General features: G+C 54.7%; 19 protein-coding genes. 6 read left to right on the forward strand and 13 right to left on the reverse strand.

Features of this window, described 5'->3' with window-relative positions:
* Window positions 1-77 precede the first annotated feature (77 nt).
* The gene (locus tag OC597_RS19460; RefSeq protein ID WP_262210085.1) at window positions 78-1130 is read left to right on the forward strand and encodes a DUF2157 domain-containing protein; all 1053 of its coding nucleotides are present in this window, start codon (window positions 78-80) and stop codon (window positions 1128-1130) included.
* A 200-nt stretch (window positions 1131-1330) separates the two neighbouring features.
* Window positions 1331-2482, forward strand: coding sequence for an L-threonine dehydrogenase (gene yiaY, locus OC597_RS19465; RefSeq protein WP_262210087.1), 1152 nt, complete (start codon window positions 1331-1333; stop codon window positions 2480-2482).
* Between the two features lie 42 nt (window positions 2483-2524).
* Here yiaY and yfhb read toward each other — a convergent pair whose 3' ends face one another.
* Genes yfhb through murQ form a run of 3 tightly spaced genes read right to left on the reverse strand, consistent with a single transcriptional unit; the run spans window position 2525 to window position 5462 of the window.
* Window positions 2525-3181: a phosphatidylglycerophosphatase C gene (yfhb, locus tag OC597_RS19470; RefSeq protein ID WP_261285936.1), complete on the reverse strand. Its 657-nt coding sequence runs from the start codon at window positions 3179-3181 to the stop codon at window positions 2525-2527.
* Window positions 3182-3184: 3 nt separating this feature from the next.
* A complete protein-coding gene (locus OC597_RS19475) occupies window positions 3185-4549 on the reverse strand; it encodes a PTS transporter subunit EIIC (RefSeq protein WP_262210090.1) in 1365 nt (454 codons plus the stop codon).
* A 19-nt stretch (window positions 4550-4568) separates the two neighbouring features.
* A complete protein-coding gene (gene murQ, locus OC597_RS19480) occupies window positions 4569-5462 on the reverse strand; it encodes an N-acetylmuramic acid 6-phosphate etherase (RefSeq protein ID WP_262210091.1) in 894 nt (297 codons plus the stop codon).
* A gap of 168 nt (window positions 5463-5630) precedes the next feature.
* Between murQ and OC597_RS19485 the strand changes: the two genes are divergently transcribed.
* The 3 genes from OC597_RS19485 (at window position 5631) to OC597_RS19495 (ending at window position 8535) form a co-directional block, all read left to right on the forward strand.
* Entirely contained in the window at window positions 5631-6479 is an 849-nt protein-coding gene (locus tag OC597_RS19485; protein ID WP_099062698.1) for a MurR/RpiR family transcriptional regulator, read from the forward strand.
* Window positions 6480-6613: 134 nt separating this feature from the next.
* Window positions 6614-8152 (forward strand): phosphoethanolamine transferase family protein, encoded by a 1539-nt coding sequence (locus tag OC597_RS19490; RefSeq protein ID WP_262210092.1) that lies wholly within the window; start codon window positions 6614-6616, stop codon window positions 8150-8152.
* Between the two features lie 122 nt (window positions 8153-8274).
* Entirely contained in the window at window positions 8275-8535 is a 261-nt protein-coding gene (locus OC597_RS19495; RefSeq protein WP_262210094.1) for a YfhL family 4Fe-4S dicluster ferredoxin, read from the forward strand.
* Window positions 8536-8600: 65 nt separating this feature from the next.
* Here OC597_RS19495 and acpS read toward each other — a convergent pair whose 3' ends face one another.
* The 7 genes from acpS to lepA form a co-directional block, all read right to left on the reverse strand.
* Window positions 8601-8981, reverse strand: a complete 381-nt coding sequence (acpS, locus tag OC597_RS19500; protein WP_099062701.1) for a holo-ACP synthase — start codon at window positions 8979-8981, stop codon at window positions 8601-8603.
* Complete coding sequence (pdxJ, locus tag OC597_RS19505; RefSeq protein WP_261285941.1) at window positions 8981-9712, reverse strand: pyridoxine 5'-phosphate synthase; 732 nt, start codon at window positions 9710-9712, stop codon at window positions 8981-8983. The genes acpS and pdxJ overlap by 1 nt, the downstream gene beginning before the upstream one ends.
* 73 nt (window positions 9713-9785) lie before the next feature.
* Complete coding sequence (gene recO, locus OC597_RS19510; protein WP_261258924.1) at window positions 9786-10517, reverse strand: DNA repair protein RecO; 732 nt, start codon at window positions 10515-10517, stop codon at window positions 9786-9788.
* An 8-nt stretch (window positions 10518-10525) separates the two neighbouring features.
* Entirely contained in the window at window positions 10526-11434 is a 909-nt protein-coding gene (era, locus tag OC597_RS19515) for a GTPase Era (RefSeq protein WP_261258923.1), read from the reverse strand.
* Window positions 11431-12111, reverse strand: coding sequence for a ribonuclease III (rnc, locus tag OC597_RS19520; RefSeq protein WP_012146375.1), 681 nt, complete (start codon window positions 12109-12111; stop codon window positions 11431-11433). The genes era and rnc overlap by 4 nt, the downstream gene beginning before the upstream one ends.
* Before the next feature lie 182 nt (window positions 12112-12293).
* A complete protein-coding gene (gene lepB, locus OC597_RS19525) occupies window positions 12294-13271 on the reverse strand; it encodes a signal peptidase I (RefSeq protein ID WP_262210095.1) in 978 nt (325 codons plus the stop codon).
* Window positions 13272-13307: 36 nt separating this feature from the next.
* Window positions 13308-15104 (reverse strand): translation elongation factor 4, encoded by a 1797-nt coding sequence (gene lepA / locus OC597_RS19530; RefSeq protein ID WP_099062704.1) that lies wholly within the window; start codon window positions 15102-15104, stop codon window positions 13308-13310.
* A 542-nt stretch (window positions 15105-15646) separates the two neighbouring features.
* Between lepA and OC597_RS19535 the strand changes: the two genes are divergently transcribed.
* A complete protein-coding gene (locus OC597_RS19535) occupies window positions 15647-16486 on the forward strand; it encodes a hypothetical protein (protein ID WP_261425792.1) in 840 nt (279 codons plus the stop codon).
* Here the strand turns inward: OC597_RS19535 and rseC are convergent.
* From rseC to rseA, 3 genes are read right to left on the reverse strand one after another with little or no spacing between them, the layout of a single operon-like run.
* Entirely contained in the window at window positions 16483-16959 is a 477-nt protein-coding gene (rseC, locus tag OC597_RS19540) for a SoxR-reducing system protein RseC (RefSeq protein ID WP_261285943.1), read from the reverse strand. The genes OC597_RS19535 and rseC overlap by 4 nt on opposite strands.
* Window positions 16956-17915, reverse strand: a complete 960-nt coding sequence (rseB, locus tag OC597_RS19545) for a sigma-E factor regulatory protein RseB (RefSeq protein ID WP_261285944.1) — start codon at window positions 17913-17915, stop codon at window positions 16956-16958. Before rseB ends, rseC begins: the two co-directional genes overlap by 4 nt.
* On the reverse strand, window positions 17915-18568 hold the full coding sequence (rseA, locus tag OC597_RS19550) for an anti-sigma-E factor RseA (RefSeq protein ID WP_012146381.1): 654 nt from the start codon (window positions 18566-18568) through the stop codon (window positions 17915-17917). The genes rseB and rseA overlap by 1 nt, the downstream gene beginning before the upstream one ends.

Here is an 18568-nt window from a genome sequence, read left to right on the forward strand (position 1 = left end):
TATACACAGTACCCCCCTTTTGTCGCAGCCACTCGACTATACTGGCCGAATAACAGTGTTTTTCAGGGACAGGAAACATGAAATTCAGCAAAAAGAATGCCGTCGTGGTGCGTAAGGCGCTGGACGGTTGGGTGGGTGAAGGCGCGCTGACCCCACAACAACAGCAACAACTGCTGCAGCATGTCGAGGTGCAGCCCTTCGACTGGCGAAGACTGGCGCGTTATGCGTTTCTCGCCGCGCTGGCTTCGCTGGTGATTGCCATCAGCAGCCTGTTCGCCGACAGCGAGCTGCTTTACCGACTGGGTGAACTGTTCCGCTTCGATGCGCCGGTACGCATGACAATGGCCGCCGTGGTGGCCGCTCTGGGTCATGTCTGGGCGCTGCGCCGTCGCCGCCGTCATCCGGAAAAACGCTATGGCAATGAAGCGGCGCTGTTTGTTGCCGTGCTGTTCACTGCCTGCGCCCTGTGGCAAATGGGCGTCTGGCTCGATAACGGCAGCGGCCGGGTTTCCCTGCTGCTGATGTTTGCCGCCCTGTTGTATGCTGCGATTGGCTGGTTCAGCCGCTCCGGGCTGGTGTGGTGGTTTGCCTTGCTGTCACTCGGCAACGCCTTCGGTGCCGAAACCGGCTATATGTCCGGCTGGGGAGCTTATTGGCTGGGCATGAGTTTCCCAATGCGCTTTATCGCCTTCGGGGTAGTGCTGATCGCCGCGGCATTGCTGTTGCGGCCCTTGCTCGCCAGTCGCGGGCTGGAACGGGTTTCGCTGGCGATGGGTTTGTTGTATCTGTTTATTGCCCTGTGGTTGCTGTCAATCTTTGGTAACTATGGCGACCTCGACAGTTGGTACAACGCGCGTCAAATTGAACTGTTCCACTGGAGTCTGTTGTTCGGCCTGGTCGCCGTCGGCTGCACTTGGCTGGGGCTGAAGCGCGACGACGGCATGCTGCGCGGATTCGGTCTGACGTTCCTCGGCATTAACCTCTATACCCGATTCTTCGAATTCTTCTGGGGCGCCATGCCAAAGGCGATTTTCTTTGTACTGCTCGGCCTGAGCCTGTGGGCATTAGGCCATTATGCGGAAAAGATTTGGCAACTGGGCCGCAAACCGCACGATCAAACCGAGGATTAAGACTCTGTCGCTTAACCGTAAGTCTTACTGCTGGATTGGGTTGATGCCAGGGAAATAGACCACACAATTAAAATGGTTAAATTGGAATCAAATCAATCACCTGGTCTAACCACCGCAAAATTGCGATAGATCATAAACAGTTAATAATTAGCGGAGTAGTGTTTGGGGCAAGCAATAAAGCTTTTATCAAGGAGTGAGTTATGGCTGCCTCAACTTTCTTTATCCCTTCAGTCAATATGATTGGTCCTGGCTGTCTGGACGAAGCGGCAAACACCATGAAACAACAGGGATTGCGCCACGCATTGATCGTGACCGACAAAGTGTTGAATAACATTGGTGTGGTTGCCCAGGTGCAACGGTTGCTCGCCGCACAACAGATCGAAAGCTGCGTTTATGACGGTACTCACCCGAATCCAACCACGCTGAACGTGAAACAGGGCCTGGCGCTGCTACAAGAACACCGCTGCGACTGCGTGGTCTCTCTCGGCGGCGGTTCGCCGCATGACTGCGCCAAAGGCATCGCGCTGGTCGCGACCAACGGTGGGGAGATCAAGGATTATGAAGGTGTCGATCGCTCTGCCAAACCGCAACTGCCGATGATCGCTATCAACACCACCGCCGGCACCGCCTCTGAAATGACCCGTTTTTGCATCATTACCGATGAAGCACGCCACATCAAAATGGCGATTGTCGATAAACACGTCACCCCGATCCTGTCGGTCAACGATCCGCACCTGATGGCCGGCATGCCAAAAGGGCTGACCGCCGCCACCGGGATGGATGCATTAACCCACGCGATTGAAGCCTACGTTTCCAGCGCCGCCAACCCGATTACCGATGCCTGCGCTCTGAAAGCCGTCACCATGATTGCCGAATCGCTGCGCGACGCGGTTGCCGACGGCAGTAATATGCAGGCGCGTGAAAATATGGCCTATGCCCAATTCCTGGCCGGCATGGCCTTCAATAACGCTTCACTCGGTTATGTGCACGCCATGGCGCACCAACTCGGCGGTTTCTACGATCTGCCACATGGGGTATGTAACGCCGTGCTGCTGCCACATGTGCAAGAGTTCAACGCCCGCGTTTGTGCACCACGGCTGAAAGATATCGCCGTCGCCATGGGGCTGGATGTGAAACACCTTAACGACCCACAGGGCGCGGCAGCCTGTATCGCCGCCATCCGGTTGCTGGCGAAAGACGTCGGCATCCCGGCCGGGCTGCTCGATTTAAAGGTGAAAGAACAAGACTTCGATACGCTGGCGGCCAACGCGCTGAAAGATGCCTGCGGCTTCACCAACCCGATCCAAGCCACCCATGAGCAGATTGTCGCCATCTTCCGCGCGGCAATGTAAACCACCAATAACAATCAAGGGCGGATATTCCGCCCTTGATTGTTATTCCAGCTGTTGCAGCTCACCCAGCTTGCTGACTCGCCAACGATGCTCACAGAAATACAGCAAAGGATTATCCTGCTTGCTGTCGCTGTAGCCGCTATATAGCTTGAGCGGTGCACCGAGACGCTGTTCCAACTGCGTCACCTTCTGTACCCCCAGGCAACGCAGAGCCAGCACCCAACCACCGTAACGCCGTAAAATACGGCTCCCCACCAGATGGACCTGCGGCAGAAAAACAGAGTCCTGATACACCTGCTCTACCAGTCGCTCCGGTGAACCCGTGATCAGCCATACCTGTGCATCATGCGCTTCCAGGTACTGACGCAGACGCATTTGCACCACCGGGAAAGCGGTCACCTTATCGCGGAAATAACTGACAAAGCGCTGTTCCAATGCCTTTAAACGGGCCTCTGAGCGACCAAAGGTCATCGACCACAGCAGCACGCTCATCGGCCAGCGAGCGGCGCGGCCCATCACCAACAGTGTCAGCCCGACAACCGGCAACACCGGCACCACCAGCAACAGATTCAATGGCAGATGGCGTAACAAGAAACGCAAGAAACTGCCAAACATGTCTTCCTGATGCAGCGTACCGTCCAGATCAAAGAACACCACACGGCGGCCTTCCTCGGCCTGCTGGTTCTGTTTCTCGCTCAAGCGCTACTCCTCAGGATCGTTGAATCCCATTATCCAGGTGAAAATAAATCCAGCGGCAATGGTAATCACCAGACCGGCCAGATACAACATCACCTTACCCGAGACAATGGTTAACGCCAAAGGTAAACCCGAGATGCCGAAGGTGATCACCGTCGCCACCTTCCAGTAACTGATCAGCGCACCGCCCACCGCCCCGCCGAGACAGGCGGCGATAAAGGGCCTCCCCAGCGGCAAAGTCACACCAAAAATCAAGGGCTCGCCTATGCCAAGAATACCGACCGGCAGCGCTCCTTTAATCACCTTTTTCAGGCGGGCATTACGGGTTTTTATTAATACCGCCAGCGCGGCCCCGACCTGGCCGACCCCTGCCATGGCCAAAATTGGCAGCAGGGGATTAGAACCGTGGGCCTGCACCAGCTCGACATGGATCGGCACCAGCCCCTGATGTAAACCGGACAACACCAACGGCAGGAACAGCCCGGACAGTACCGCGCCCACCAGCAAGCCCCCTTTGTCGATCGCCAGGTTAGCACCATGGGCGATGGCATCCGAAATATAGCCGCCCAGCGGCTGCAGGATCACAATCGCCAACGATGCAGTGACCAGCGTGGTGATCAGCGGGTTGAGGATCAGCTCAATCGACTCCGGTAGCCAATTACGCAGGCGCTTCTCCACCCAGCACATCAACGCCACCACCAGCAGTACCGCGATGACCCCGCCACGGCCAGGTTGCAACGCCTCACCGAACAGAGTGATCTGCGCCAACGCCGGGCTGGAGAGAATACCGGCCATGACGCCGCCCATGGCCTGTGAACCGCCAAACACCCTGGCGGCGTTAACCCCCACCAGAATATTCATGATGGCAAATACTGCGCTGCCGAAAATCGCCAGCAGCCCCAGCACGTTGGGATAATTCACTGCCAGCTCACCGGCAATATCCGGCCGTTTCAGCAGGTTGATGATGCCGGTAATCAGACCGGAAGCGATGAACGCTGGGATCAACGGAATAAAGACATCGGCCAGTTTTTTCAGTGCGCCGCTCATTGGCGCGGCATACTTTTGCTTGGCCTGCGCCTTGTTGCGGGCAACAGAGTCTTCGGCAGCCGCCGCCGGTGCGCCGGTGAGCAGTGAGCGCATGGCATCCACCACCTTGGCGGCGGCCCCCGGACCCACAATGAACTGGTGCTGATCGCCCTGCTTGATATAGCCTTTAACGCCCGATAACTGTTTGAGCGCCGCTAAATCAAGGCGTTGTTCGTCGCTAACTTCGACGCGCACCCTTGTCATGCAGTTCTCCAGACGCAGGATATTCCCCTCGCCGCCAATGCCCGCCAGAATCTGTGTCGCCAGTGCCGTTGTCTTGTCCATCGCCCGCCCCAGGAGTGGTTTAGCGCGTCAATGCCGCGCGCAAATAGCCGTCGTGCTGCTGTAAGCGCTGCTGCGCCTCTTCAGCATCGATGCCGGCCAGAATCATCAGGATTGCCGGTTTGACTTCAAAACCGGTCTGCGTCAGCGCCGCCTCGGCCTGACTACACTCGGCACCGGTGGCTTCCACCACGATGCGGCAGGCGCGATCCACCAGTTTTACGTTGGTGGCCTTCACGTCCACCATCAGGTTTTCATAGACCTTACCCAGCTTGACCATCGCACCGGTCGACAGCATGTTCAGCACCAGCTTCTGCGCAGTGCCGGACTTCAGACGCGTCGAACCGGTCAAGGCCTCCGGGCCTACTACCGGCGAAATCGCCACCTGTGCCTCATGGGCGATCGGTGAATCCGGGTTACAGGAGATCGCCGCCGTCGGGCAACCCAGCTGTCGCGCATAGCGCAGCGCACCTATCACATAAGGCGTGCGCCCGGAGGCGGCCAGCCCGACCACCATGTCGGTAGCCGTTAAATCCAGCGCGACGAGATCGGCCTCACCCAGCGCCGCGTCGTCCTCTGCGCCTTCCACCGCTTTCAGCAGCGCGCCCGGCCCACCGGCAATCAGCCCGATCACCATGCCATGCGGCACGCCGAAGGTCGGTGGGCATTCAGAAGCATCCAACACGCCAAGGCGGCCGCTGGTACCGGCCCCCAAATAAATCAACCGGCCACCGGCCTTCAGCGCCGCCGCCGCCAAATCCACCGCCTGCGCGATGGCCGGCAGCACTTTTTCAATCGCTTCCGGCACCTTGCGGTCTTCCCGGTTAAAACAGCTCACCATCTCCAGCGTCGACATCTCGTCCAACTCCATGGTGGCTGGATTGCGGGTTTCGGATACTAATGCGCCTAAGTTCATCTCTTCACCTTTGAATTTTTAATTCACAAACTTAAATCATTATTTGAATATTTTATTCAACAAAGCGAGCGCTTTTTGCTATTTTAAAGACTCGCTCACAAAAAATTTTCACTGCGCGTTTTCGCTATCAACGTGGCAGAATGGCGTCTGGTTTTCAGGGAATTATCAATGAGTACCCTTCTTCGTATTCGCCAGATGTATCCAACGCTGGCTCAAAATGACCGCAAACTGGCGGACTTCCTGCTGCATAACGCCGAGCAGGCGCGCCATCTCAGCTCGCAAAAGCTGGCCCAACTGGCTGGGATCAGTCAGTCGAGCGTGGTGAAGTTTGCTCAGAAGATGGGCTACAAAGGCTTCCCGGCGCTAAAACTGGCGCTGAGTGAAACCCTGGCACAACCGCAGACAGAACCCGCGGTGACGGTGCATAACCAGATCCTCAGCAGTGACGCCCTGAAAACCGTCGGAGAAAAACTGTTGGTAGAGAAGCAGGCAGCACTGCGCGCCACGCTGGACATCAACAGTGAGGAACGCCTGCATCAGGCGCTGGAAATGTTGCGTCAGGCGCGAAGGGTTATTCTGCTGGGGATTGGTGCCTCCGGCCTGGTCGCCAAGGACTTCTCCTACAAACTGATGAAAATTGGCGTGATGGCAGTAGCCGAGCAAGATATGCACGTCCAACTGGCGACGGTTCAGGCGCTGGATAAGCGGGATTTGCTGTTGGCAATTTCGTTCAGCGGCGAACGGAGGGAAATAAACCTGGCAGCGGAAGAAGCCCGCCTGGCCGGCGCTAAAGTGCTGGCGCTTACCAGCTTCTCGCCGAACGGCCTGCAACAACGCGCCGACCACTGTTTGTATACCATTGCCGAAGAACCTAATACCCGCAGCGCGGCTATCTCTTCCAGCACCGCTCAATACGCCCTCACCGACCTGCTGTTTATGGCCTTAATCCAGCACGATCTTGATCATGCCCGCAACCGAATAAAACACAGCGAACAATTAGTGAAAAAACTCGTCTGAGTCGTATAATGCCCAGACCACAAATACCAGGATATAAAAAACATATCTAAAAATAGAGTGTGTGGTGTTTATTGTTCAAATTCCGCCCGGAATTTGAACAGGCATGGACAGCAATATATTGATAATAGAGTTTAATGAAAACACATACAGTAATTTTAAATAGAACTCACATATTCGCAACATCCCCCGTGGTCCGTAATTTTTTGCTCTTCGTTGTCGCTTCGTTGATATTAATAAAAGCGATGGGATATGGCGGCGCCAAAGGGATTGATATCCTGTTTATTTCCCTTAGTCTGTTATTATTATCTGCCATCCCCCTCACGCGATATTTTCTGGTTATCCCCTACATTATATTCTGTGCCATTTATGCCCCCGTCGGGGTGATCTACGGCCCACCTTCCGTCTCTGTGGTGTCGGCCCTGTTTCAGACCAACAGGGCGGAAGCCATCGAGTTTCTGCACGCCATCCCTGCCGGCTGCTATCTGTTACCCTGCGCCACACTGCTCACATTGTTTATTCTTGCTCGCTATAGCTGGCGGCGGCCACTCCCGACTAAAAAAATATTGCCATTTTGGGTGATTTTTATCGTTTTGCTGTTCGCCAGAATACTCAGTGGGGGAGTCGGAAATCTTCATTTGGTGGATTTCTTTTCATCGCTAATTTCTTCATACCAGAGCTACAACCAACAAATAGCAGAAATTGATGCCAGCACACATTCCCAACCCAGTTGGCTCCTTAATGGCGCTAATAGTAACAAGGCTAACTATGTCATTGTGGTTGGCGAAAGCATGCGCAGGGATTACATGTCATTATTCGGTTATCCGACACCGACGACCCCCTTTCTGGATCACGTCAACGGAACTTTTTACAGTAATTATATTTCCACCGCGCCGAACACCTTCGAATCTTTGCCAAGAACGCTGGCATTGAGCGAGGGGAAAAGCAGTCATATTGCCGATAATATTATTACGCTGGCGAAAACCGCAGGATTACACACCCATTGGTTTTCCAACCAGGGTCTGATTGGCCAGTTTGATACACCGATATCCAAAATAGCCATGTTCAGTGATGAGCACCAGTTCCTGAAAAAAGGGGATTACCAGTCAAGCAACACCGACGACGATGAGCTATTGCCTCTGCTGCAAAGCTCATTGGCGAGCAATGGTCTGGGGAACCTGTATGTTCTGCATATCATGGGATCTCACTCAGACTTTTGCGAACGTCTCGGTGGTGAGCCACCGGTTTTCACCAGCGATAACGCTGAGCTCGCTTGTTACCTTTCAACCTACCGCAGGACGGATCGTTTCATCGAGCATGCTTATCAAATGCTACAGGCGACTCACTCCCCGTTTAAATTATTCTATTTCTCTGATCACGGTCTTTCCCATCGTGAGATTGATGGCAAACTTTACCTGCGCCATGGCGGTGATACCCGGCAGAATTATGAAGTCCCGCTGCTGGTGCTTTCTGATTCAGACCGGCAACGGACCCTTATCGAGGATCCGCACAGCGCCTTTGACTTTATCAGTCTGTTTGCCCAACAGGCTGGGATTAGCATTACCCGGCCACAATTGTCTGCAGCGGTAACGGCACAAGGCAAGAGGCATGTATTCAATGGTCAGGAAATGGTTGATTTTGATCAGTTAGCCAACGACCCGCCGGAGTTACTATGACGCCCCGGTTAACCGCATCTGTAAAAACACATTTGCCGCTGCAGGTGGAAAAACGCCCGAAAAAATGGGTTTTATGATAGATTACGCGCCTGTTCGTGTGCACCGATTAAAAGATAACTGACATGGCACTGCTGATTACCAAAAAATGCATCAACTGCGATATGTGCGAACCGGAATGCCCTAATCAGGCCATTTCGATGGGCGATGATATCTACCAGATTGATACCGATCGCTGCACCGAATGTGTTGGCCATTACGATATTCCCACCTGTCAGCAGGTGTGCCCAATCGATAACACCATTGTGGTTGACCCACAGCACAACGAAACCAACGAACAACTGTGGGATAAGTTTGTGGTGCTGCACCACGCCGACCCACTCTGACCACAGCGGTCAGATCAACAAGGGCGCCAACAGGCGCCCTTTTGTTTTATAGCCGGATAAGACGATTACCCTTCGATAATCACCGTGGCACAGGCATAGCGGCGTTCATCGGCCAGCGAAACGTGAATAGAGGTCACTCCCATTTCCTGCGCCAGCTCAGCGGCACGTGCATGCAAACGGATATTCGGCTTGCCGAGCCCGTCATTGAACACTTCAAACTGATTAAACGCCAGCCCGTTGCGAATACCGGTACCAAAGGCCTTGGCAACCGCCTCTTTCACCGCGAAACGTTTGGCCAGAAAACGCACCGGTTGCTGATGCTGCTGGTACAGTTGCCATTCGGCTTCGCTCAGTACGCGACGTGCCAGACGATCGCCACTTCGCTCCACGACCGCTTCTATGCGTGCCATTTCGACAATGTCGGTACCCAGCCCCAGCACTGCCATTAGCGACGCGCTTCGCGCATCAGCAATTTCATGTCAGTCACCGCTGCCGGTAACCCACACATCACCGCCTGGCCGATAATAGCGTGGCCGATATTCAGCTCATGCATTTCAGGCAAGGCCGCGATCGGCTGAACGTTATGGTAAGTCAGGCCATGGCCGGCGTTGACCTTCAGGCCTTTCTCCGCAGCATAGGTCGCAGCAACCGCAATGCGGTACAGCTCGGCCTTTACCGCCAGTTCACCTTCGGCTTCTGCATAGGCACCGGTATGTATCTCAATGTAGGGTGCCCCCACCGCGACCGCCGCATCGATCTGACGATGATCCGGATCGATAAACAGCGAAACCAGAATGCCGGCCTTTGCCAGCCGCTCAACCGCGACGGCCATTTTGTCTTGCTGCCCGGCAACGTCCAGCCCACCTTCGGTGGTCACTTCTTCGCGTTTTTCCGGCACCAGACAACAAAAATGCGGCTTTAACTCAATGGCGATGTCCAGCATCTCATCGGTCACGGCCATTTCCAGATTCATTCGGGTCTGAATGGTCTGGCGCAAAATGCGAACGTCGCGATCGGTGATATGACGGCGGTCTTCACGCAGGTGTACGGTGATCCCGTCAGCCCCGGCTTGCTCGGCAATAAATGCCGCCTGTACCGGATCCGGGTATTGGGTTCCGCGCGCGTTACGTAACGTGGCGATGTGATCGATATTGACGCCCAGCAGCAAGTCAGCCATGACAACCCTCTAAAAAACGATTTTCAGTGGCCGTAGTTTACACCCGGGGGCAGTGCGGCAAAAGGGGAAAAGGTCAGGCGTCGTCGACCGGAGAATCAGGCTGTTTACGGACAAACTGACGAAACAGCTCGCGGCTCTTCAGCGGTTTACCGCCCAGGTAAGGTTTGAGCGCCATGCGGGTGAAACGTTTGGCAGCGCGCAAGGTTGGTACATCGGGAAACTGACGCTCCGCCAGCGCGCGCAGTTCGCGGCCGGTAAAGCTGTAATGATCGACCACCAGGCTGGCGATAAAGCCTTTTTCCTCGCGGTAGCGATAGGTCATGCCGTCATCTACCGGCAGGCCGCTACCGGCGCAGTGCAGGAAGTCCAGGCCGTAGCCCAGGTGATTCAGCAAGGCCAATTCGAACTGACGCAACGCCTGCTCCGGCGAAACATCTTCTGCCGCCAGCGCCTGCAAACATTGCAGATAATCGAAGAATAATACCGAGTAGTTGGCTTCCTGCTCCAGCACCCGTGACAGCAGTTCATTCACATACAGGCCGCTGTACAGCATCATGCCGCTGAGGGGTAAACCGAGGGAGACCGCTTCGGCGTTACGCAGCGTTTTGACTTCGCCACGGCCGCCCCAGCGCACCAGCAGGGGAGTAAAGGGTTGCAGGCAACCCTTTAGATTGGAACGGCGGCTGCGCGCGCCTTTTGCCAGCAAACGCACCCGCCCATGACCTTCGGTAAACATATCCAGCATCAGGCTGGTTTCACTGTACGGTCGTCCGTGCAGGACGAAAGCGCGCTCCCAGCCGTCCATTGGATAGTTTATTTCAGGTCGTCGGTATAGCCCAGGCTACGCAACGCACGTTCGTCGTCCGCCCAGCCCGATTTCACTTTCACCCACAGTTCCAGATGCACTTTGGTTTCAAACATCTGTTCCATATCCTGACGGGCTTCAATACCGATGGTTTTGATCTTCGCGCCCTTGTTGCCGATGACCATTTTTTTCTGGCCTTCGCGCTCAACCAGGATCAATCCGTGGACGTTGTAACCACCGCGCTCGTTCGGCACAAATTGTTCGATCTCAACCGTCACCGAGTAAGGCAGCTCTTCACCCAGGAAACGCATCAGCTTTTCACGGATGATTTCCGACGCCATAAAGCGCTGGGAACGGTCGGTGATGTAATCGTCCGGGAAGTGGTGTTCCGCTTCCGGCAGCACCTTGCGCGCGATAGCCGCGATAGTGTCCACGTTCATGCCTTTTTCGGCAGAAATTGGCACCACGTCGAGGAAATTCATCTGCTGGCTAAGGAACGCAATGTGCGGCAACAGCTTAGATTTGTCGGTAACGTTGTCGACCTTGTTGATCGCCAGCAGGACCGGACTTTTCAGGTTGCGCAGCTTGTTGACCACCATTTCATCATCGGCAGTCCAGTTAGTGCCTTCTACCACGAAGATCACCAGCTCGACGTCGCCGATTGAGCTGCTGGCCGCACGGTTCATCAAACGGTTGATGGCGCGCTTTTCTTCGATATGCAGACCCGGGGTGTCGACGTAGATGGCCTGATAGGCGCCATCGGTATCGATACCCATAATGCGGTGACGGGTCGTCTGTGGTTTACGCGAGGTGATGGAGACTTTTTGTCCCAACAGTTGGTTCAGCAACGTGGATTTGCCCACGTTGGGACGACCGACTATCGCAATAAAACCACAGTATTGTTTTTCTTCGCTCATTCAAGCTCCAGCTTTATTAACGCTTGTTCCGCTGCCGCTTGTTCGGCTTTACGGCGGCTTGAGCCGGTTCCCACCACGGGCTCGCTCAAACCACTCACCTGACAGTGGATAGTAAACTCCTGATCGTGCGCCTCACCGCGAACCTGCACCACCAGATAAGAAGGTAACGGCAGATGACGACCCTGTAAAAACTCCTGCAAACGGGTTTTTGGGTCTTTCTGCTTATCACCGGGGCTGATTTCGTCCAACCGGCTGCGATACCAGTCCAAAATCAGTCGTTCAACAGTTTGGATATCACTGTCCAGGAACACACCGCCAATTAAGGCTTCCACCGTATCCGCCAGGATTGATTCGCGGCGGAATCCACCACTTTTCAGCTCACCCGGGCCGAGACGCAGACATTCGCCCAGATCGAACTCACGTCCCATCTCCGCCAGCGTATTACCGCGCACCAGCGTGGCGCGCATACGGCTCATATCGCCCTCGTCTACGCGAGGGAAACGCTGGAACAGCGCATTGGCGATGACAAAACTGAGAATGGAGTCACCCAGAAACTCAAGACGTTCATTGTGTTTACTGCTGGCGCTACGGTGAGTTAACGCTTGCAGTAAGAGCTCCTGCTGTTGAAAAGTGTAGCCCAGCTTCCGCTGCAGCCTATTTATTACGATGGGGTTCATGAGTTACCAATAGATCAAGAATGCGTCAAAAACTTGCAGCATACGGAACAGGCCTGCTTCGCTGAAAGCCAATCCAAAGCTGTTTCGTTTGCAGTGGCCCCCAACAGGGAGCCAACTTTTTATCGCTCGAGCCGGTATTCTACAACGAGTGGAAATATAATGCTGCGTTAATAGACGCCGGATTAATGAATTCCACCGATACGGCTAAATCTTACGCCGGTAGGCCATTCGCCTTCCTGCTTTTCAAAACTCATCCAGATAGCCGTGGCCTTACCTACCAGATTTTTCTCTGGTACTAAGCCCCAATAACGGCTGTCGGCGCTGTTGTCGCGGTTATCACCCATCATGAAGTAATGACCCGCCGGCACAACCCACTCCGCCAACTGTTTACCCGGCTGCTGGTAATAAGCGCCCACCTGATCCTGCGTGCCCGGCACGGTCAGAATATGGTGAGAAACATTACCCAGGCTTTCCTGGCGCTCACGCAGACGAATACCACCCTGCGGCACGTTTTCGCTCAGCGGGATTTGGTAGAAACCGTTGCTGGCCTCACCCATGCCGCTGCGGCTGAACAACTGCACAAAGTCGCTTGGCTGCGCATCATTGTAAGTCACCGCCAGCGCGGTATCACATGACTGGCCGCTATTACACGAAGGCTGAACGGTCACACGCTTATTGATCGGATCGTAACTCACGCGGTCGCCCGGCAGGCCAATCACACGCTTGATATAATCCAGTTTCGGATCCAGCGGATATTTAAATACCGCAATATCACCGCGTTTCGGATGACCGGTTTCAATTAGCGTGGTCTGGGTAATAGGATCTTTAATGCCGTAGGCATATTTCTCCACCAGAATAAAATCGCCAATCAACAACGTCGGCATCATAGAACCGGACGGGATCTGGAAAGGTTCGTAAATAAACGAACGCACCACAAAGACCAGCAGCAATACCGGGAAAACCGATGCGCCGGTTTCAATCCAACCCGGTTGTTTCGCCACTTTTGCCAGCGTTTTATCGTCTACAGCGCCCGCAGTCTGTGCATTAACCGCCGCAATCTTGGCTCGGCGGGCCGGCGCCCATCTGAAGCGCTCAAAGGCCCAGATGATCCCGGTAACCAATGTGGCCAGTGCCAGGATCAGGGCAAACATATTCGCCATGCAAACTCCCTAGTTACGCGACTCTATCGCTGTTACTTACTTGTCCTTGCCAACGTGCAGAATGGCCAGGAACGCTTCTTGCGGCAACTCTACGTTACCGACCTGCTTCATGCGTTTCTTACCGTCTTTCTGTTTCTGCAGCAGCTTCTTCTTACGGCTGACGTCACCGCCATAGCATTTCGCCAGAACGTTTTTACGCAGCTGTTTCACCGTCGCACGCGCGATGATATGGGTTCCGATAGCGGCCTGAATGGCAATATCGAACTGCTGACGTGGGATCAGCTCTTTCATCTTTTCTACCAGCTCACGGCCACGGTACTGCGAGTTGTCACGGTGAGTGATCAGCGCCAGCGCATCCACGCGCTCGTTGTTGATCAACACGTCGACGCGCACCATGTCAGAGGTCTGGAAGCGTTTGAAGTTGTAATCCAGCGACGCATAGCCACGCGAGGTAGATTTCAGACGGTCGAAGAAGTCGAGCACCACTTCCGCCATCGGGATTTCGTAGGTCAGTGCAACCTGGTTACCGTGGTAAACCATGTTGGTCTGTACGCCACGTTTCTCGATACACAGGGTGATGACGTTACCCAGGAATTCCTGCGGCATCAGCATGTGACATTCGGCGATCGGCTCACGCAACTCTTCGATGTTATTCAGTGGTGGCAGCTTGGATGGACTATCAACGTAGATGGTCTCTTTGCTGGTAGTTTCCACTTCATACACTACCGTTGGCGCGGTGGTGATCAGTTCCAGATCGTATTCACGCTCCAGACGCTCCTGAATAATCTCCATGTGCAGCAGGCCGAGGAAGCCACAGCGGAAGCCGAAGCCCAACGCGGTGGAGCTTTCTGGCTCGTAGAACAGGGAGGCGTCGTTCAGGCTCAGTTTGCCCAGCGCGTCGCGGAAGGATTCATAGTCGTCGGAGCTGATCGGGAACAGGCCCGCATAAACCTGCGGCTTCACTTTCTTGAAGCCCGGCAAGGCTTTGTCTGCCGGTTGACGAGCCAGTGTCAGGGTATCGCCCACCGGTGCGCCAAGGATGTCTTTAATTGCACAGACCAACCAGCCTACTTCACCACAGTTCAACACGTCACGATCGACACGTTTCGGGGTAAAGATGCCCAGGCGATCGGCATTATAGGTTTGGCCGGTGCTCATGACCTTGATCTTGTCGCCCTTGCGCATGGTGCCGTTCTTAACGCGCACCAGGGAAACTACGCCCAGGTAGTTATCGAACCAGGAGTCGATGATCAGTGCCTGCAGCGGTGCTTCCGGATCGCCTGCCGGCCCCGGAATATCACGCACCAGACGTTCGAGCACTTCTGGCACGCCGACGCCGGTTTTGGCCGAGCAACGCACCGCATCGGTAGCGTCGATGCCAACGATATCTTCAATTTCCTGCGCAGCGCGATCGGGATCGGCAGCCGGCAAGTCAATTTTGTTCAGTACCGGCACCACTTCCAGATTCATATCCAGCGCGGTGTAGCAGTTAGCCAGTGTCTGGGCTTCTACGCCCTGTCCGGCATCAACCACCAGCAGTGCGCCTTCACAGGCGGCCAGTGAACGGGAAACTTCGTAGGAGAAGTCAACGTGTCCAGGCGTGTCGATAAAGTTGAGCTGGTAGGTTTGGCCGTCCTGCGCCTTATAATCCAGCGTCACGCTTTGCGCTTTAATGGTGATGCCACGCTCGCGCTCAAGATCCATAGAATCGAGCACCTGCGCGGCCATTTCACGTTCGGACAAGCCACCGCAAATTTGGATAATACGGTCGGACAGCGTCGACTTACCGTGGTCAATGTGGGCAATAATGGAGAAATTTCGTATATGCTTCATTATAAAAGTTTTTCTGCCTTGGTATTTCTGAATTACTCGCCTATAGAAACCCGCATGGACCTAAAGCGACAGTGAATGGGTTCGGCCGTCTTGCGCCTGAATCGCTGCATTCTACATGCCACAACACTGAAAACCTAGCGATCGGTGCAGTGAAGGCATTCTATTATGTACACTTTAATGTTACAGGGCGCTCCGGGTTATGAAAGCAGATGTTAACAAAGCCCAACGCCGTCAAAACGGTCAGTTATGACAATCTTTCCTTCCCCTATCCTCTCACCTGCCGCCAGTGGGATCGGCCGTTAATACATAACCGCCAATAACGCAATAAACCCCTTCCTAATTCTGGATAAAATAATATCTGGATCAACATCTTAGAATTGCACTTCACTCTCCAGGCTTTAGGAAAAACCCGATATACGCTGACCGGCTGCTTCTATAGAAATGTGGGTGAACACCGAGATAAAACATAATTCAGGGCACTACATCGGCATGCCCACCGGGGTTCATCAGCCTATCTCTGCGTATTGATTGGAAGGTGCATAATGATCGATAAAGGGCCAATGCTGAGCCGGCACGATTTTTCAAAGGTCAATTGGGGCATTCTGGCAGCGGCAGCGCTGCTGTTAACTCTCGGTGCGGCGCTGTTGTTACTGCCACTGCTGAGCAACATGGATGAAAATGAGGTACTGACCCTACTGCAAACCGGCGCAGCAACTATTGTACTCGGCTGCATTCTGCTGGCACTGCGCCATTGTCTGCGGCCAACGTTGACCTATCGCCTGTACGAGCACGGTGTTCGGGTGATTAACCCGCATAGTCATAAAGAACGATTTATCCCCTTTGAAAAAATTGGTGATATTTATCGTTTTCGCGGTGGGCGTCTGTTTGGCGGGGTATTCGATGTGATGGCTTTTCGCACCTCGGCTGAACAGCCCTGGTGTCCGGTATTCAGCAATGTTTCCCACTCCTGGCGGCTGGCAGATACCATTATCGCTCAGCAGATCCAACAGCGTGGGCCACAAGCCTTGAATGCGCTGTATCAGGGTGAAATGTTGTCGTTTCACTACCTCAGTTGCGGCGCTCGCTGGCTGAATCAATTGCTGCCAGGGCAGCGAAAACGGCCATCAACCCAAACGCTGAGTCTGAGCTCAACGGCACTGATCACGGCGCAGGGTTCTATCCCGATTGAGCAGATCCGCGAACTGGAAAATAACCCGCAACGCGGCACCATTCGCCTGCTGGATAATCAGGGCAATGCGTTATTTACCATCGGATATTTTTCGCTGCTCAGCGCCGATCTGTTTATCGCGCTGCTGGAACATATGATCTACACCCGCATCACCGCCTACCATAACCCGGCGATGACGCGGCAGCAGTTTTAAAGCAGAGGTGGGTTTTCCGTCTGCAGGCGCATGGCCCCAGGCGGTAAACCAATTTGCAGAACGATGGGTTGGTAATTCGCCTGTTCACCGAGGCGCTGTGCCAGACTGCGTGCCAGCATAAAGGCCGCAACCCCGCCAAGCAGTGCGCCCAGCGCGGCAGATGCATCGGTGCCCAGCCAGTATTGCAACAGGCTGCCCCCCAGCATCATGCCTAGCAGCGGCGTCAGATAAACCAGCATGGCTGAACGCAACAGGCTGCCTTCAGCAATGCCCACCTCAACCCGCTGGCCCGGCTCGAGCGGCTGCTCAATACGCACCTGCAGTTGATGTTCGGTTTCCGGCACCAGCTCATTCAACGCGCGTGCGCCACAGCCAGAACGGGCCGTACAACTGCCACATCCTGCTTTCGGCTCACAGCGCAGCAGCGCCACGCCTTGTTGCCACGAAACGACCGTGGCCCACTCTTTCATCATTGTGGTGGCACCTTGAAGGAAATGCTATCGGCAATTCGTTTAGCCGTCGCCGGCGGCAATTCGCCAACGATAGTGATCTCATTGCCGTTACGGACTTCGGTCTGGATAGTGCGACGCCCCTGGCGATAATACTGCTGGCCAGCGCCGCTGCCCGCTGGGCTGACGTTCACCGAGAAGCTGAACAGGCCATCGCTGTAGAGCCGCGATTCAACAGGCTCAGTCACGTTCGGCAGTTTACGGCGGTTACGTGCAATTTCATCGACCCCAGCCGGTAACCAACCCGTGCTCCAGCTCAACTTGATTTTATCTACCGCAGGAAGTGACAGCAACGGCGGCAGGCTGGCCTTGAGCAGCCCCTGCATCACGCTTTGCACTTGCGGCCCAACCACGAACGAAATCACCCGGTATTGCTCCAGCGTTTCGCCATCACGGTCGATCAAATCCACCCGTAGCGGCAGCTTGGTGTCTTCATCCATCCAGACAATATAGCTATAGCGTGAACCATCACGAGCCACCACGCGGATCACTTCGCACGGACGATCGGAAATGCGGGTGCTGCCGACGGAGATGAAATCGTAATATTTCGCCAGGCGATCAAAATCAGCATAAACAATGGCAGGCAACGCATCGACGATGTGATCGCCAGACAGCGTAAAGGGCTCCAGGCCGGGTTCGAAATAGCTGATCCCCGCGCCGCGCTGCAGTACTTCACGGCGTGGGCCGTCCATATGCAGTAATTGGCCGAGCGGCTGCTGGTCGATCATCGCATGACGGTAGCGCAGCGATTCGATCCCCTGCTTGCTGATGCTGATATAGGCGAGTTCATAATTGAGCGAACGGCTGGCACTGCTCATCTGTTGTAACAACGCCCCGGACGCAGAGGGCTGCGCCGGGGCGATGTTTGAGTAGAGCAGGCTGCCCGTCAATAGACAGACGGAGAACCAAAGTTGCTTCATTACTGCTGTTGCATTCCTAAAGACTGAGTTCCGGGTACCTGAACGGCAGCCTGTTGTGGGGTGCTTTGCTCAAGCTGCAACTGATCAGAATGCAAACGACGTTGCAACTCATAATCTTGCAGCATAGCGTTAATACGTTTGCGTTGTTCCTGCACCTGCTGCTGTTGACCGCTGCCGGTGGAGAAACTGTCTGCCGGCACGCCAAGGCTAACCGGTGACGCCTGCCCCATGATCGGCAGGGTATTGAATGCCGGTGATTCAGCAGCGCCAGATTGTGCAGCCGGTTGATTGTATTGTTGGACGCCTACAATCACCGCCAACGACACGCAGGCCGCCATACCAATCTGTGTGATCTGGCTCGCCCAAGGGCGGACTTTGTGCCAGAACGGCATTTTCTGCCAGGTGTGCGGTTGCGGCTGAGATTCTGGAACTGCAGAAGGAACCAGACGTGCAGGTTCTTTCTCAAGTGCAGCAGCAACACGATCTGCGATATCGAGATGCATGACTTGTCCGATATCACCCCGTAGTGTGTCACGTATCAGGTGATAGCTCTGCCAGCTTTGTTGAAGCGCCCTGTCTTTAGACAATGAACTCAGTAGCTCGCTGTCGAGCGATTCTCCATCCATCAGAGCGGAAAGCTTTTCTTTCTGCAT

This window comes from Serratia proteamaculans (assembly GCF_946227095.1).
Classification (GTDB): domain Bacteria; phylum Pseudomonadota; class Gammaproteobacteria; order Enterobacterales; family Enterobacteriaceae; genus Serratia; species Serratia proteamaculans_E.

Excerpts from the sequence above, each read along its gene's own strand:
- OC597_RS19460 (WP_262210085.1), top strand. The coding sequence starts at position 78 with ATGAAATTCAGCAAAAAGAATGCCGTCGTGGTGCGTAAGGCGCTGGAC.
- yiaY (WP_262210087.1), top strand. The coding sequence starts at position 1,331 with ATGGCTGCCTCAACTTTCTTTATCCCTTCAGTCAATATGATTGGTCCT.
- OC597_RS19475 (WP_262210090.1), bottom strand. The coding sequence starts at position 4,549 with ATGGACAAGACAACGGCACTGGCGACACAGATTCTGGCGGGCATTGGC.
- murQ (WP_262210091.1), bottom strand. The coding sequence starts at position 5,462 with ATGAACTTAGGCGCATTAGTATCCGAAACCCGCAATCCAGCCACCATG.
- OC597_RS19485 (WP_099062698.1), top strand. The coding sequence starts at position 5,631 with ATGAGTACCCTTCTTCGTATTCGCCAGATGTATCCAACGCTGGCTCAA.
- OC597_RS19490 (WP_262210092.1), top strand. The coding sequence starts at position 6,614 with ATGAAAACACATACAGTAATTTTAAATAGAACTCACATATTCGCAACA.
- OC597_RS19495 (WP_262210094.1), top strand. The coding sequence starts at position 8,275 with ATGGCACTGCTGATTACCAAAAAATGCATCAACTGCGATATGTGCGAA.
- acpS (WP_099062701.1), bottom strand. The coding sequence starts at position 8,981 with ATGGCAGTGCTGGGGCTGGGTACCGACATTGTCGAAATGGCACGCATA.
- pdxJ (WP_261285941.1), bottom strand. The coding sequence starts at position 9,712 with ATGGCTGACTTGCTGCTGGGCGTCAATATCGATCACATCGCCACGTTA.
- recO (WP_261258924.1), bottom strand. The coding sequence starts at position 10,517 with ATGGACGGCTGGGAGCGCGCTTTCGTCCTGCACGGACGACCGTACAGT.
- era (WP_261258923.1), bottom strand. The coding sequence starts at position 11,434 with ATGAGCGAAGAAAAACAATACTGTGGTTTTATTGCGATAGTCGGTCGT.
- rnc (WP_012146375.1), bottom strand. The coding sequence starts at position 12,111 with ATGAACCCCATCGTAATAAATAGGCTGCAGCGGAAGCTGGGCTACACT.
- lepB (WP_262210095.1), bottom strand. The coding sequence starts at position 13,271 with ATGGCGAATATGTTTGCCCTGATCCTGGCACTGGCCACATTGGTTACC.
- lepA (WP_099062704.1), bottom strand. The coding sequence starts at position 15,104 with ATGAAGCATATACGAAATTTCTCCATTATTGCCCACATTGACCACGGT.
- OC597_RS19535 (WP_261425792.1), top strand. The coding sequence starts at position 15,647 with ATGATCGATAAAGGGCCAATGCTGAGCCGGCACGATTTTTCAAAGGTC.
- rseC (WP_261285943.1), bottom strand. The coding sequence starts at position 16,959 with ATGATGAAAGAGTGGGCCACGGTCGTTTCGTGGCAACAAGGCGTGGCG.
- rseB (WP_261285944.1), bottom strand. The coding sequence starts at position 17,915 with ATGAAGCAACTTTGGTTCTCCGTCTGTCTATTGACGGGCAGCCTGCTC.
- rseA (WP_012146381.1), bottom strand. The coding sequence starts at position 18,568 with ATGCAGAAAGAAAAGCTTTCCGCTCTGATGGATGGAGAATCGCTCGAC.